Origin of the sequence: Erwinia sp. Eh17-17 (assembly GCF_039675725.1) — a bacterium.
Classification (GTDB): Bacteria; Pseudomonadota; Gammaproteobacteria; order Enterobacterales; family Enterobacteriaceae; genus Erwinia.
Genome location: NZ_JBDFQT010000009.1, coordinates 58716 through 72996, shown reverse-complemented (window position 1 = coordinate 72996; position 14281 = coordinate 58716). Strand labels below are relative to the sequence as shown.

The 14281-nt window shown below is 50.0% G+C and carries 13 protein-coding genes; 9 read left to right on the top strand and 4 right to left on the bottom strand.

Annotated features, from left to right (window positions below; all coding sequences use genetic code 11):
- Nucleotide 1: 1 nt before the first annotated feature.
- The gene (locus ABEH87_RS18830) at nucleotides 2-931 is read left to right on the top strand and encodes a divergent polysaccharide deacetylase family protein (protein WP_346578676.1); all 930 of its coding nucleotides are present in this window, start codon (nucleotides 2-4) and stop codon (nucleotides 929-931) included.
- Between the two features lie 79 nt (nucleotides 932-1010).
- Here ABEH87_RS18830 and tdh read toward each other — a convergent pair whose 3' ends face one another.
- Both tdh and kbl read right to left on the bottom strand, forming a co-directional pair.
- A complete protein-coding gene (tdh, locus tag ABEH87_RS18825) occupies nucleotides 1011-2039 on the bottom strand; it encodes an L-threonine 3-dehydrogenase (protein WP_346578578.1) in 1029 nt (342 codons plus the stop codon).
- Nucleotides 2036-3247: a glycine C-acetyltransferase gene (gene kbl, locus ABEH87_RS18820; protein WP_346578576.1), complete on the bottom strand. Its 1212-nt coding sequence runs from the start codon at nucleotides 3245-3247 to the stop codon at nucleotides 2036-2038. The genes tdh and kbl overlap by 4 nt, the downstream gene beginning before the upstream one ends.
- A gap of 228 nt (nucleotides 3248-3475) precedes the next feature.
- Between kbl and rfaD the strand changes: the two genes are divergently transcribed.
- From rfaD to ABEH87_RS18790, 6 genes are read left to right on the top strand one after another with little or no spacing between them, the layout of a single operon-like run.
- Nucleotides 3476-4408: an ADP-glyceromanno-heptose 6-epimerase gene (gene rfaD / locus ABEH87_RS18815; RefSeq protein WP_346578574.1), complete on the top strand. Its 933-nt coding sequence runs from the start codon at nucleotides 3476-3478 to the stop codon at nucleotides 4406-4408.
- A 16-nt stretch (nucleotides 4409-4424) separates the two neighbouring features.
- On the top strand, nucleotides 4425-5471 hold the full coding sequence (gene rfaF, locus ABEH87_RS18810; RefSeq protein ID WP_346578573.1) for an ADP-heptose--LPS heptosyltransferase RfaF: 1047 nt from the start codon (nucleotides 4425-4427) through the stop codon (nucleotides 5469-5471).
- Nucleotides 5472-6437, top strand: a complete 966-nt coding sequence (gene rfaC, locus ABEH87_RS18805) for a lipopolysaccharide heptosyltransferase RfaC (RefSeq protein WP_346578571.1) — start codon at nucleotides 5472-5474, stop codon at nucleotides 6435-6437.
- Nucleotides 6434-7600, top strand: coding sequence for a glycosyltransferase (locus ABEH87_RS18800; RefSeq protein ID WP_346578569.1), 1167 nt, complete (start codon nucleotides 6434-6436; stop codon nucleotides 7598-7600). The genes rfaC and ABEH87_RS18800 overlap by 4 nt, the downstream gene beginning before the upstream one ends.
- A 21-nt stretch (nucleotides 7601-7621) precedes the next feature.
- On the top strand, nucleotides 7622-8854 hold the full coding sequence (locus ABEH87_RS18795) for an O-antigen ligase family protein (protein WP_346578567.1): 1233 nt from the start codon (nucleotides 7622-7624) through the stop codon (nucleotides 8852-8854).
- A gap of 2 nt (nucleotides 8855-8856) precedes the next feature.
- Nucleotides 8857-9864, top strand: coding sequence for a glycosyltransferase (locus ABEH87_RS18790; protein WP_346578674.1), 1008 nt, complete (start codon nucleotides 8857-8859; stop codon nucleotides 9862-9864).
- Nucleotides 9865-9871: 7 nt separating this feature from the next.
- On the opposite strand, the gene ABEH87_RS18785 is transcribed toward ABEH87_RS18790, so the two are convergent.
- Together ABEH87_RS18785 and ABEH87_RS18780 are read right to left on the bottom strand one after the other, a co-directional pair.
- Nucleotides 9872-10963 carry a glycosyltransferase family 9 protein gene (locus ABEH87_RS18785; RefSeq protein WP_346578672.1) on the bottom strand — a complete coding sequence of 364 codons (1092 nt, stop codon included), beginning with the start codon at nucleotides 10961-10963 and terminating at the stop codon, nucleotides 9872-9874.
- Between the two features lies 1 nt (nucleotide 10964).
- On the bottom strand, nucleotides 10965-11924 hold the full coding sequence (locus ABEH87_RS18780; protein ID WP_346578565.1) for a deacetylase: 960 nt from the start codon (nucleotides 11922-11924) through the stop codon (nucleotides 10965-10967).
- 159 nt (nucleotides 11925-12083) lie between these two features.
- Here ABEH87_RS18780 and rfaQ point away from each other — a divergent pair, with 159 nt between their 5' ends.
- Nucleotides 12084-13157, top strand: coding sequence for a putative lipopolysaccharide heptosyltransferase III (gene rfaQ, locus ABEH87_RS18775; RefSeq protein WP_346578564.1), 1074 nt, complete (start codon nucleotides 12084-12086; stop codon nucleotides 13155-13157).
- Nucleotides 13154-14281, top strand: a complete 1128-nt coding sequence (locus tag ABEH87_RS18770) for a glycosyltransferase family 4 protein (protein WP_346578562.1) — start codon at nucleotides 13154-13156, stop codon at nucleotides 14279-14281. Before rfaQ ends, ABEH87_RS18770 begins: the two co-directional genes overlap by 4 nt.

Sequence of the window (14281 nt, the reverse complement as noted above, 5' to 3'; positions counted from 1 at the left end):
GTTGTTTCAACGTCGAAAACTCAGCGGCCTGCTGGTCGCGCTGCTGTTATCCAGTCCGGTTTATGCCGGTAAGCTTTCGATTGTCATTGATGATTTTGGCTATCGTCCCGCTCAGGAAAACCAGGTACTGCAGATGCCAGCCGCCATCTCCGTCGCGGTGCTGCCCAATGCACCACACGCACGCGAAATGGCAACCAAAGCCCACCAGCGAGGTCACGAAGTCCTGATCCACCTGCCAATGGCTCCCCTCAGCAAACAGCCGCTGGAAAAAGATACCCTGCGCCCGGATATGTCTCCGGACGAGATCGCCCGTATTATTCGTGAAGCGGTGGCCGACGTGCCGTTTGCGGTCGGCCTCAATAACCATATGGGCAGCGCGATGACGTCCAGCCTGCCGGGAATGCAGAAAGTGATGCAGGTGCTCGATCGCTACAATTTCTATTTTCTCGACAGCATGACTATCGGTAACAGCCAGTCCACACGGGCCGCAGCCGGGACCAGTGTCAAAGTAATCAAACGCCGGGTGTTCCTTGATGACACTCAGAATGAAGCGGATATCCGCAAGCAGTTTAGCCTTGCGGTACGTCTGGCACAGCGCGATGGTTCCGCCATCGCCATCGGCCACCCTCATCCTTCGACGGTCAGAGTCCTGCAGCAGATGCTGCCCACCCTGCCCGCAGATATTACGCTGGTGCGCCCGAGCCAGTTGCTCAACGAACCGCAGCGAGGCAGCACTACCCCGCCAGCTCCGGACAGCAAGGCTAAACCCGTCAAACCAACGCGCAATACGTTCCACGGGGTTGAGGTGTGTAAAGTGACCGTTCAGCCCGTCCCGGCAACGCGGGCGCTGGAGGTCATCAGTGACAGCATCAGCAACAGCCCGCTGGTGCAGAACCTGAAGAAAAATCTGTTCGGGAAGCAGGTGCCGTAGCGTCAGGCCTGTTATTCCGATCGCTCCGCCGGGCTGACCGAAACAGGGTCAGCCCGGATAAACTTCGGGTATGCCTGAGTCAGTTCCAGTCGAGGATAACTTTCCCCGAATGCCCGGAGCGCATCTCATCGAACCCCTGCTGGAAATCATCAATGTGAAAGCGATGGGTAATCACCGGGGTCAGATCGAGGCCGGACTGTAACAACGCAGCCATCTTGTACCAGGTTTCAAACATCTCACGGCCATAAATCCCTTTGATAAACAGCCCTTTGAAAATAACCTGATTCCAGTCAATTGACATGGATGATGGAGGAATACCCAGCATCGCAATGCGTCCACCGTGATTCATCACCGCCAGCATGGAGCGAAACGCATCAGGGACACCCGACATTTCCAGCCCGACATCAAACCCTTCTGTCATCCCCAGCTCATCCATCACCTGCGGCAGTTTCTCCTCGCTGACGTTTACCGCACGTGTCACCCCCATCTTACGGGCCAGCGCCAGGCGATACTCATTCACATCGGTGATCACCACGTGACGCGCGCCAACGTGACGGCAGATGGCCGCCGCCATGATACCGATCGGGCCAGCACCGGTGATCAGGACATCTTCTCCGACCAGGTCAAATGACAGCGCGGTGTGAACGGCATTGCCGAAGGGATCGAAGATCGCCGCCAGCTCATCGGAGATATTATCGGGAATTTTGAAGACATTGACCGCCGGGATCACCAGATACTCAGCGAAACACCCCTGACGATTGACGCCAACGCCAATCGCGTTACGGCAAAGATGGGTTCGCCCGCCGCGACAGTTGCGGCAGTGCCCGCAGGTGATATGTCCTTCACCGGACACGCGGTCACCAGGATGAAAGCCGACGACTTCCTGACCGACGGCCACCACCTCTCCGACATATTCATGGCCGGTGATCATCGGCACCGGAACGGTTTTCTGCGACCACTCATCCCAGTTGTAGATATGCACGTCGGTACCACAGATCGCCGTTTTGCGGATCTTAATCAGGACATCGTTATGTCCGGGCTCAGGAACGGGGGCATCCCCGATCATCCAGATACCGGCGCGGGGATGAAGTTTTGCCAGCGCTTTCATTCTGCCTTCTCCCGATCAAGCACTCCCAGTTCAATACCCACCCGCCTGAAGGCGTCCACGGCGCGTTCTAACTGGGCCTGAGTATGAGCCGCAGAGATCTGCGTGCGTATTCTCGCCTGCCCTTTCGGCACCACCGGATAGCAAAAACCGGTGACATAAATCCCCTCCAGCTGGAGCCGGGCAGCAAAATCCTGTGCCAGCCGGGCATCACCCAGCATCACCGGAATAATCGCGTGATCGGCTCCCGCCAGCGTGAAACCGGCGGCGCTCATCGCCGTGCGGAAATAGCTCATATTGTCCCGCAGCCTCTGGCGCAATGCCTGCCCGTCAGCCAGCAGTGTCAGTACCTGCAGGGAAGCGGCCACAATCGAAGGGGCCAGTGAGTTAGAGAACAGATACGGCCGTGAGCGCTGCCGCAGCCACTCCACGACCTCTTTTTTCGCCGCGGTATAGCCGCCGGAAGCTCCACCCAGCGCTTTACCCAGTGTGCCGGTGATAATATCTACCCGCCCCATGACACCACAGTGTTCATGGCTTCCGCGCCCCTGCTCACCGACGAAACCGACGGCATGTGAGTCATCAACCATTACCAGCGCCTGATAACGGTCTGCCAGGTCGCAAATTCCGGACAAATTAGCAATCACCCCATCCATGGAGAACACGCCATCGGTGGCGATCAGAATGTGGTTTGCGCCGTCTGACTTCGCCTGCTGTAAGCAGGCTTCCAGCTCAGCCATATCGTTGTTGGCATAGCGATAGCGCCGCGCTTTGCACAGGCGGATACCGTCAATAATCGAGGCGTGATTCAGTGCATCAGAGATTACCGCGTCCTCCGGGCCCAGCAGCGTCTCAAACAGCCCGCCGTTGGCGTCAAAACAGGAGGAGTAAAGGATGGCCTCTTCCATACCGAGAAACGCGGCCAGCTTTTGTTCCAACTGGCGGTGGCTGTCCTGAGTTCCACAGATGAAACGCACTGACGCCATACCAAATCCGTGACTATCCATGCCCGCTTTTGCCGCGGCAATTAACTCAGGATGGTTCGCCAGTCCAAGATAATTATTGGCACATAAGTTCAGCAATTCGCTGCCATCAGCCAGCCTGATGGTGGCCTGCTGGGCACTGATAATTTGCCGTTCATGCTTGAACAGCCCTTCCTGCTCTGCGCTGCTCAGTTGCGCCCTGAGCTGCTGATAGAATGTCGGGTCCATCTTTATCCTCCCTGGCATAGTGGGTTCAATACAGATAACCGAATTGAAGCAGAAAGGTAATGATATGCATGGAACAATCTGTTTTTTGCAGCACAAATCACGGAAAACAACGTCGATGCTTTTCGGTTGCAGACTCCTCTGGCTGCTGACTTGGCGATGAGATGTTATGATATGAACCATTAGCGTGTGGAACCTCCTGTTCCACCCCACTGTTTAGGGTTAAAGCTCATGATTATCGTCACTGGCGGCGCTGGATTTATCGGTAGCAACATCATCAAGGCGCTGAATGATAAGGGTCACACCGATATTCTGGTGGTAGACAATCTGAAAGACGGCACCAAATTCGCTAATCTGGCGGATCTGAACATTGCCGACTACATGGATAAAGAAGACTTCCTGATCTCCGTGCTGGCAGATGAAGACTTCGGTGAAATTGAAGCGGTATTCCATGAAGGCGCCTGCTCTTCCACCACCGAGTGGGATGGCAAGTACATGATGGATAACAACTATCAGTACTCCAAAGAGCTGCTGCACTGGTGCCTGGAAAATCAGATCCCGTTCCTGTATGCCTCTTCCGCTGCCACTTATGGCGGCCGTAACTCTGATTTTATCGAAGAGCGCCAGTTTGAAGAGCCACTGAACGTCTATGGCTACTCCAAAATGCTGTTCGACCACTACGTGCGTAGCATCCTGCCGGAAGCGCAGTCACAGGTCTGTGGTTTCCGTTACTTCAACGTCTACGGTCCGCGTGAAGGTCACAAGGGCAGCATGGCGAGCGTGGCATTCCATCTTAATACCCAGTTGAATAACGGCGAAAATCCGAAGCTGTTCGAAGGCAGCGACGGCTTTAAGCGTGACTTCATCTATGTTGAAGACGTAGCGGCAGTGAACCTGTGGTTCTGGGAAAATGCCGTATCGGGCATCTTCAACTGCGGTACCGGCCGTGCAGAGTCATTCCAGGAAGTGGCGGATGCCGCGCTGAAATATCACCAGAGCGGTGAAATTGAATACATTCCGTTCCCGGAAAAACTGAAAGGCCGTTACCAGGCATTTACCCTGGCAGACCAGACCAAACTGCGCGCTGCCGGTTATGACAAGCCATTTAAAACTGTCGCTGAAGGTGTGGCTGACTATATGGCATGGCTGAACCGCAACGCGTAAGAGGCACTGTCCGGGAATGAAAATTCTGGTTATCGGCCCGTCCTGGGTCGGCGATATGATGATGTCGCAAAGTCTCTATCGCACCCTGAAGGCCGAATATCCTGAAGCGGTCATTGATGTGATGGCACCCGCGTGGTGCCGTCCATTGCTGTCACGGATGCCGGAAGTGAATGAAGCCCTGGCGATGCCGCTGGGGCACGGAGCGCTGGAGATTGCCGAACGCCGCCGTCTTGGCAAAATGCTACAGGCTAACGGCTATGACCGTGCCTATGTGTTGCCTAACTCGTTTAAATCCGCGCTGGTTCCCTTTTTCGCCGCGATCCCGCGCCGTACCGGCTGGCGCGGCGAGATGCGCTATGGGTTACTGAATGACCTGCGCAAACTGGATAAAGCCGCCTTCCCGCTGATGGTGCAGCGCTATGTGGCGCTGGGGTACGATAAAACACGTATCCAGAGTGCCGCAGACCTGCCCCAGCCGCTGCTGTGGCCGCAGTTAGCGGTGAGCGAAACGGAAAAGCAGGCGGCTATCAGTGAGTTCAGTCTCGACGCCGGACGGCCAGTAATAGGTTTCTGTCCCGGAGCAGAGTTTGGCCCCGCCAAGCGCTGGCCGCATTACCACTATGCCAGCCTGGCACAAGGTTTAATTGACCAGGGCTACCAGGTGGTGCTGTTTGGTTCGGCAAAAGACCAGGAAACCGGGCAGCAGATCCTGGCCGCGCTGGCTGAGGATGCACGACAGCACTGCCGCAATCTGGCCGGGGAAACCCAGCTGGAACAGGCGGTGACCCTGCTGGCTGCGTGCCATGCCGTTGTCAGCAACGACTCCGGGTTAATGCACATTGCTGCGGCGCTTAATCGTCCCCTGGTCGCCCTCTACGGACCGAGCAGCCCGGACTTCACTCCGCCGCTGTCTGATAAAGCCCGCGTGATCCGTTTGATTACGGGTTACCATAAAATTCGCAAAGGTGATGCCGGTGAAGGCTATCACCAGAGCCTGATTGATATTACTCCAGAGCGCGTCATGACCGAGCTGGAAACGCTTTGCCCACGGCCTGGAGTCTGAATGCGGGTTCTGATCATTAAAACATCTTCCATGGGGGATGTGCTGCACGCATTGCCTGCGCTGACGGATGCCATGCAGGCGATCCCTGGGATTCGCTTTGACTGGGTAGTAGAAGAAGGTTTTGCGCAAATCCCCTCCTGGCACCCGGCGGTAGATCGGGTTTTACCCGTGGCGATTCGTCGCTGGCGTAAACACTGGTTCGGCAGCCAGGTGCGTGAAGAGCGCGTTGTCTTTAAACGCGCGCTCCAGTCGCGCGAGTACGATGCGGTCATCGATGCCCAGGGACTGATGAAGAGTGCCGCGCTGGTAACACGGCTGGCAAAGGGCGTTAAGCACGGGCAGGACAGCCGCAGCGCCCGCGAGCCCTTTGCCAGCTGGTGGTTTGATAAGCGTCATGAAATCAGTAAGCAACAGCATGCCGTACAGCGTACCCGTGAGCTGTTTGCAAAAAGCCTGGGATATGAACTGCCCGCCACCCCTGGCGATTATGCTATCGCGCAGCATTTCACCCGCGACCTGCCCGCCGACGCCGGCCAGTATCTGGTTTTTCTGCACGCCACCACCCGAGATAACAAGCACTGGCCGGAAAACCACTGGCGAGAGCTGATCGGCTTAATGCAGTCTTCAGGTTTAAAAATTAAATTACCGTGGGGCGCAGAACATGAGCACCAGCGTGCGCTTCGACTGGCAGAAGGTTTTGACTTTGTTGAGGTCTTACCGAAGTTGACGCTGGAACAGGTGGCGCGTACGCTTGCCGGTGGACGTGCCGTAGTGTCGGTTGATACGGGTTTAAGTCACCTGACCGCCGCGCTCGACCGCCCGAACATTACCCTGTACGGTCCAACCGATCCGGGGCTGATTGGTGGGTACGGGAAGAATCAGTATCCTGTGCTTTCTACTGACAAAAATATGGCTTCACTGAGCGCTGATCTCATATGGCGCAAGATAATGCAGGTTACAGGATGAAAAAACTTCATATTATTAATTTGGGGAAAATGGGTGGAGTTGAGCGCCTTTTTCTGCAATATATCAATGAAACATCCGATGACAGTAATCATGTAATCTGTATCAGTAACGAAGTCGGCGAAGAAATAAAGCGTCAGATGCCACAGCAGAAAATTGCTTTTGCAACCCGGCTCATCAATGCCTGGTCATTACGCTGCCCTCAGTTTCTGCGTAAGTACCTTTTGCAGTTGAAAATTTTACGGGTTAACCCTGATATCATTATTGTATGGGATCTCATCCCTGGCCTGGCTGCAAAACCTAAGCGCAGTAAACTCGTTTATTACGATCATGGCTGCTCATGGCGTTATCCAAAGTCAGCTAAAAACTTACGCTTTTTCTCCATGTTAGATGGCGTAATCTCCGCATCATTTGCCTCTAAAAGGGTAATGGATTTACGTTTTAATCTCCCCTGCCCAACAAAAGTTGTGATAAACCGGATTAAAACCCCACCGGGGATTAACCTGAAAGAAAAGCAGCGCAGCACCCCTGTTCGTTTGGGTACAGCATCAAGGCTGGTTACCCTCAAAGGGATAAGTGTAGCACTGTTAACAATGCAGGAACTGGTTCGCCGTGGGCACGATGTCACCATGGAGATAGCAGGAAAAGGTCCTGACAGAGTTGAATTTGAAGCACTGGTACAGAAATTAGATCTTGGTGACAGAGTCATTTTTAGTGGATTCCAACACAATGTCGCCGATTTCTTCAATCGTATTGATATTTATTTGAGCACACCCGTAACAGAGCCATTTGGTCTGTCCTGCATGGAAGCATTATATTATGGGTTACCTGTGATTTTCCCTGTCATTGATGGTCAACCAGAAGTCGTTAAAAATGGCATATGTGGTTTAGGTATTACACCAACAGTATCCATTGAAGAACACAAAGCACTCACTGGGATACACGTTGATTTCCCCTATGAGGTTTACAGTCCAGATGATGATTGCCTGGTTGAGCCGAAAATACTATCACATACTTTGTGTGCAGACGCTGTGGAAAGTCTATTCCCACTGGAAACATACAGAAAATTTAGCCAAAATGCGCAAAACTACTCTTTAGAAAATTTCAGCTATAATGCATTTAAAGAAGAATTTGATATGGCACTAAAATTTTATGTTGAAAATTAATAGCACCAGGATGAGAAATCTATGCTTATAGGGAAACGGTTCCAGACAATTTCAAGCTATTTTATCTATCTGGGGTGCGTATTTGCATTCTGCACAGTGCCATTCGATCTAAAAATAGGCAGGGATGTTTTTTACCTTTCAAGCTATATTGCATTTATTTTGGTAGTGCTAAATTTCAGACATTATAAAAATAATAAATTCAATCTCTTAACGTCCATGTCATTACTGCTCTTAGGTTGCACAACGATTATCTGGGTAGCCATCTATAAGCAGCAGGATGAGTACATAAATATATATCGTGCTTACATGAGCACCGCCAGAATACAAATCGCAACATCGTTTATTATGCTTTTTGCATTAAATGATAAAACAATCACCAGAAAAATAGCGATTTTTACTGGGATTTTCGCAGGGATCATTGTCAGTGGCTATGCGCTATATCAAGGTTTGTGGCTGAACGAACCACGCGTCATTCTCAATTTTGATCGTGCAACTATCGTTGCTTACATCATTACCATTACGAGTCTCGTGATGATGCAATCAATAATATCATTACGCATCCGCTACGGCATTTTAATCTATGCAGCTGCATTTATTTTCACCTATTCCGCACTCATTCTGACGGGCACTCGAGCATCGATGATTGCCTACCCGGTTATCATTATAATATCAATCATTGCGACAAAAGATTTAATCAATCCTAAGCAGAAAAGAATGCTTCTGCTGCTGCTCCCTGTTCTCCTGGTTATCAGTGGATTAATATTTAAAAAGCAAATTGAAACGAGAATTAACGATTTCCACAACAATATAAGCCTGATGGACAACACTAAAGTTGAAAACTCCATCTTCTCGCGTGTCTGGATGCAAATTGTCGCCGTTCGAACCGGTAACACCGCGCCCCTTGGACAGTCTGCAGAAAAAAGGGCGGAAGAAGCCAGGAAAATCATTAGTGCAGATCCGAAGCTCTATAATGCAGAGCGTTATTTAACCGTTCATCTTCATAACGAAATACTGGAAACTTACTCTCTTAAAGGAGTATGGGGGGTTATTTTACTGCTCGCCTTCTATGGTAGCCTGATCGCTTTATCGTTTAAAAACAAAAAAAATGTAATGCTTTTAGGCGTTTCATTATCACTGATAATATATGGTTTAAGTGATGTTCTTTTCTTTAGTCTTGAGTACACTACCACCTTCTTAGCCAGTATGATAATCTGCATACTGGCTAACAGACCCCAAGATGAGGTACAGAGATGACAATGTCTAAACCTGAACCTCTATTAAGCATCATAATTCCATTTTTTAATAACGAAGAATTTATCACCCCCTGCCTGGAGTCATTATTCAGGCAGATTGCTGATGATATTGAAATTATACTGATAGATGATGGCTCAACCGATAAGTCTGGCGAGTTAGTTCGTCTTTTTCTTGAAAACCATCCCCATACTAATACCAGGCTTATTACGCAAAGTAATCACGGCATCGCCTTTACTCGAAATGTTGGGCTAGATAATGCAAATGGCCAGTACATAACATTCCTTGATGGTGACGACATATTGAGTCGCCATTATATGAAAACCATCAGGCCGTGTCTGGAGTCAGGCGAATTCGATCTTATCGATTTTGACTATGAAAAATTTACGTCTCAACCCTGTGAGTCCGATATCGCTGAAGATACACCTTGTGTCAGATATAATTTTGAGCAGAAAGGTTTAAACTGCCTTGAAATCCTTTTCGAAAGATCAATGTGGCACCTGTGGAACCGCATTTACAAGCGAAATATTCTTGAAAATGAGAGGTTTGAAGTTGGCCGCCGTTATGAAGATGTCATATTTGCACCTTTCATATACTTCAAAACAACACGAATTGGGCGCATTAATCAAAAATTATACTTCTATCGTGATAATTACTTTGGCATCACGCGGAATATAAAGAAACAAGATATTGAAGATATGCTTTTCGCCATCAAAAAAATGATATTGGCCGCAGAGAAGCAGCCTGACAATCAGGAACTGAGAGGCCTGGCAGCAAGAATGATTGTTAACTGCTTTGGTGAAGTAAAGAATATGTCAAAAGCGCTATATGGTTATTATTATTATCATAAAGATACGATTGTAACCTTGAGGGCGGCAGCTAATATCTGCTCAGGTACCGCCGTATCAACTAAAACCGTCTGCCAGATGCGTTACCCTCAGATAGACACGCTATTTTCCAAAGTGCGTCTGACGCTAAAGAAGATATCAGGAACTTACTCTCATAAATCCTGATTCTGGATTAACGCAGTTGCAAGTGTGAAAATATTGCGTCGCGGACGTCCTCTGGCTGAATAACCCCCACAGGACCTTCTGCTTCAAGCGGCAGCGTATAACCTGTACGCGACTTATGCATGATATGGTGCAGCTCAGTGTCCTGAATGGGGCCTGTTGAACGTGGATCAGCCGTGACAAACAGGCTAATAGTTTTCACTTTCAGCGCCACCGCCAGATGCAACGGCCCGGTATCTCCCGTAATAAGCAGGTCAAAACTATCTATTGTCGTGATCAGCTGCTGCAATCCAGTTTTTCCGATGCAGTCTTCAACAGAGCCTCTATCCTTTTCATCCAGCTGTTGCATAAACTGATTCGCTTTGCCGACATCAGTTGGGCCACCAATAAGAACGAAGCGCACATTTTCTATCTGAGAAATAAGTCTATTTGCCAGCGCCACGTAATGCTTTACTGGCCAGCAACGGGATTCCGTTGATGCCCCAAGCTGAAACCCTATCGTCAGGCGTGACGGGTCCCGGTTTCCCGCCTGATAAGGCGAAGGAATGAACATGGTGGGATCATCACTACGGCAACCGAGTACTGATATTAACTCTAACTTTCGGCGAACAAAATGCCCATAATAATGGAAAACATAGTTAGTTAACCACTTTTCAAGTCCGCTAATCCCTGAACTGTAGTTATCCCGGATGATATATTTAACCCCGGACATAACAGCGCTAATAACATCATAAGGCAGGTGAGAGTGAAGAATAACAGCCAGATCTGGCTGGAATTCTTTTAACTCCCTTACCAGTGAAGGCACTGTTTTTATTTTATTGTCCCAGTACACAACCCGATCATAGTCTGCGCCGTTTTCAACCAGTTCACTATTTTTTTTATGAGCGACAAGAGTGATATGTGCCTGAGGATATCTTTCGCGAATCGCACGTATGGCAGGTGTATTAAACATAAAATCACCTAGCGCAGTCGTAGAATAGATAACAATGTTATCAAACTCCATACGACTATCGAAACTCTCTTTTTTCTGCAAACGACCATGTTTAACAACATAACGCTCCAGACACCAATTTGCGAGATTCACTTTCCATTTCTTTGACATTTTATCCACTCACTTTCTTCTGATAATACTCAGACAGTGTCATTCCCACAGTACGTAATTTTAGCCAACTAAAAAGCTCTTCAAGTTCAAGATACAATCTTTCAATACTTTCATTGGTTTTAAAAGTCGGACTGCCACCAGGCATAAACTCTGAAGAGTGCAGCATAAACTCAACATAATCATTACCGCTTGCCAGTGTTTTATCGACGACTGACTTCATCTGTTCAACGTTACCTTCCATCGGGCGCAGCCAGTGTACCGAAGGACTACGCGGCTTACCGCGTAGTCGATCGTAGGCTGATTTCGCGTGGTTCATCAGCGATGAGTGTTTGTACTGAATACTCATCGGGACTTCGAGCAGTGAGGATTTACCCGACTTTGCAATATTCTGCTCATCGATAAAGTAGGCCCGATCCTGAAAATGCTGGTAGTTGGTACCGCCATTGCCCTGCGGAGCGCCTTCTGAAAACTGCCAGTTCACCCGAGGAGTGACTGAACAGTCCACCTGGTACCCCAATTCAATCAGCAACTTTGCATAATATTCATTGAACGCCCAGCGTCCTGCCCGGTGGCTGCGCATTTTTACCTGAAAGGTTTCTTCCAGTAGTTGAGTCATAAAGCTGACTTTTTCGCGAATATTCTCAGCGGGATATTCAATCAAATAGGGCTTATAACGCCAGTCATCACCGGTCAAATCATAGAGAGGAGGACTATTCCACGCATGCAGGTGCATGCCAATTTCGCCGCAGCCGCGGGCAATAACATCCCGTGCAAACTCGATATAGTGTGGGTCTACTGCCATCTCATAATTGGTCAACCATGTCGGTCTGAAAGTATATTTTTCACACAACTGCTGAAATCGTGGCAAGAAACGGGCGTTTTCAGTAGCGATCCGATCGTGATTTTGCCAAAGATTATCGCCTTCAGTGTCAATCGTGATGATAAACGCGGGCTTAGCCATTCTTCTTCCTGCCATAAAATTAACTGCCTGCTATGTTACGTAGCGGATGGCAATTGCGCAAAGTTATTCCATCACTCTCCGGACTGACAGAGACCAGGCTAGCCAGGTCCTTATGTCTGCTTTAGAATCAGTGACTGGTTTACTGAATAGCGGTATAGCATGAAACGTCCGGACCTGACCCTTTCTCCTCACAAGGCTTCGCGTATTCTGGTGATAAAGTTTCGTCATCATGGTGATATGCTTCTCACCACCCCCGTTATACGCTCTCTCAAGGCGGCTATGCCGGACGCGAAAATTGACGTGCTGCTCTATGAAGAAACACGAGCCATGCTTGCCTGCCACCCGGATATCAACCAGATTTATGCTATCGATCGACGCTGGAAAAAACAGGGCGTAAGGTATCAACTGGCTCGTGAATGGCAGTTGCTGAGCACCCTGCGAAAACAGCAGTACGATATCGTCCTTAATCTGGCAGATCAGTGGCGTAGTGCGCTGATTACCCTGTTTACTGGAGCGCCAGTGCGGCTGGGCTTTAATATTCCCAAGCGTCGCGGAGTTCTCTGGCAACACTGCCATACGCGCTTAGTTTCTACAGATAACCACCAGCATCTGCACACCGTTCAGCAAAACCTGTCGTTACTCGATCCACTTCAGTTAGAAACTACCGACGATACGGTCGGCATGTATTATGCGGAGCCCGATCTTCAGCGAGTTACGACACTGCTGAAGGGGGTGGAAAAATATATCGTCATACAGCCGACTTCTCGCTGGTTCTTCAAATGCTGGAGAGAAGAAAAGTTTGCCGCCGTGCTTCAGGCGTTATGCGAAGACGGACACACTATCGTACTGACCTCTGGCCCTGATGATAAAGAGCGGGAGATGGTTAAAAAAATCTCTGCGCAGGTTTTATCGCAAGAACATGTTATCTCACTGGCGGGCCAGTTAACGCTGAACCAGCTGGCAGCCTTAATCGATAAAGCGGATTTGTTTATTGGGGTGGATTCCGTGCCAATGCATATGGCCGCAGCCCTAAAGACCCCCTGCGTGGCACTTTTTGGCCCATCGAAATTAACCTTCTGGCGGCCATGGCAGGTTAAAGGAGAAGTCATTTGGGCCGGTGACTTTGCTCCATTACCAGACCCTGATGCTGTGGACACTTCAACTGGAGAACGCTATCTGGATGCGATACCGGTAGAAACCGTTCTGGCCGCAGCCCGGAGGTTGTTAGCATGAAATCTATCCGACTGGCGATAGTTCGCCAGAAGTATCGTCCTGATGGTGGTGCGGAACGTTTTATCTCACGGGCGCTTGAAGCGCTCGACCAGCAGACCATGGACCTCAATGTCATTACAAGACAGTGGCAGGGAGAGAAGCAAAACAACTGGCACCTCCACGTATGTGACCCGGTCAAATGGGGACGCATCAGCCGGGAGCGTGGCTTCGCTAATGCCGCAAGAGCACTGTGGCAACGGGAAAAGTTTGATCTTGTCCAGAGCCATGAACGTATTCCAGGATGCGATATTTATCGGGCCGGCGATGGCGTGCACCAGTGCTGGCTGGAATTACGCTCACGCCTGCTGCCTGCGTGGCGACAGAAGCTGCTGATGAATAACCGCTATCATCGCTACGTGATGGATGCCGAACGTGCAATGTATCAGGCTCCGGAACTGAAAGCGGTTATCTGCAATGCGCACATGGTTAAGCGGGAGATCGTCGAGCGTTTTGGTGTGAGCAGCGACAAGATCCATGTCATTTATAACGCCATTGATACCCATCAATTCGTTCCCGTCGGGGAATCAGCCCGTCAGCAGCTGAGACAAAAACTCGCTCTTCCCGTTGATGCCAGCCTACTCATCTATGTCGGATCGGGCTTTGAGCGAAAAGGACTGGCAGCAGCTATTCGTGCAATTTCGGGTACTAACCGATATCTGGTGGTGGTTGGTAAAGATAAGGCTGAAAAGCACTATCGTTCACTGGCAAGTGAGCTGGGATGCAGCCATCGCGTGATTTTTGCAGGAGTACAACAGGACACGCGGCCCTGGTATCAGGCGGCCGACGGGTTATTACTGCCGACGCTTTATGATCCCTTCCCCAACGTTATACTGGAAGCCATGGCCTGCGGCTTACCCGTTATCACCTCGACTACCTGCGGCGGCAGTGAATTTATTCAGGCCGGTGAAAATGGTTATGTCTGCGATGCACTGGATATTGCCGCCCTGCGCGATGCCGTCATGGCGCTTCCGGAAAACACCGTCGGCAGCAGTATGGCCACCCATGCACGTGAACGCGTAATGGGCTCTACCCCCCAGCGCTTGTCACAGCAGCTGATTTCTCTCTACCAACAGATTTTGGATTAA

Coding starts and splice junctions, on each gene's coding strand:
- ABEH87_RS18800 (WP_346578569.1), top strand. CDS start 6,434: ATGAAAAAACTTCATATTATTAATTTGGGGAAAATGGGTGGAGTTGAG.
- ABEH87_RS18770 (WP_346578562.1), top strand. CDS start 13,154: ATGAAATCTATCCGACTGGCGATAGTTCGCCAGAAGTATCGTCCTGAT.
- ABEH87_RS18785 (WP_346578672.1), bottom strand. CDS start 10,963: ATGTCAAAGAAATGGAAAGTGAATCTCGCAAATTGGTGTCTGGAGCGT.
- rfaF (WP_346578573.1), top strand. CDS start 4,425: ATGAAAATTCTGGTTATCGGCCCGTCCTGGGTCGGCGATATGATGATG.
- tdh (WP_346578578.1), bottom strand. CDS start 2,039: ATGAAAGCGCTGGCAAAACTTCATCCCCGCGCCGGTATCTGGATGATC.
- ABEH87_RS18790 (WP_346578674.1), top strand. CDS start 8,857: ATGTCTAAACCTGAACCTCTATTAAGCATCATAATTCCATTTTTTAAT.
- ABEH87_RS18780 (WP_346578565.1), bottom strand. CDS start 11,924: ATGGCTAAGCCCGCGTTTATCATCACGATTGACACTGAAGGCGATAAT.
- rfaC (WP_346578571.1), top strand. CDS start 5,472: ATGCGGGTTCTGATCATTAAAACATCTTCCATGGGGGATGTGCTGCAC.
- rfaD (WP_346578574.1), top strand. CDS start 3,476: ATGATTATCGTCACTGGCGGCGCTGGATTTATCGGTAGCAACATCATC.
- rfaQ (WP_346578564.1), top strand. CDS start 12,084: ATGAAACGTCCGGACCTGACCCTTTCTCCTCACAAGGCTTCGCGTATT.
- ABEH87_RS18795 (WP_346578567.1), top strand. CDS start 7,622: ATGCTTATAGGGAAACGGTTCCAGACAATTTCAAGCTATTTTATCTAT.
- kbl (WP_346578576.1), bottom strand. CDS start 3,247: ATGGACCCGACATTCTATCAGCAGCTCAGGGCGCAACTGAGCAGCGCA.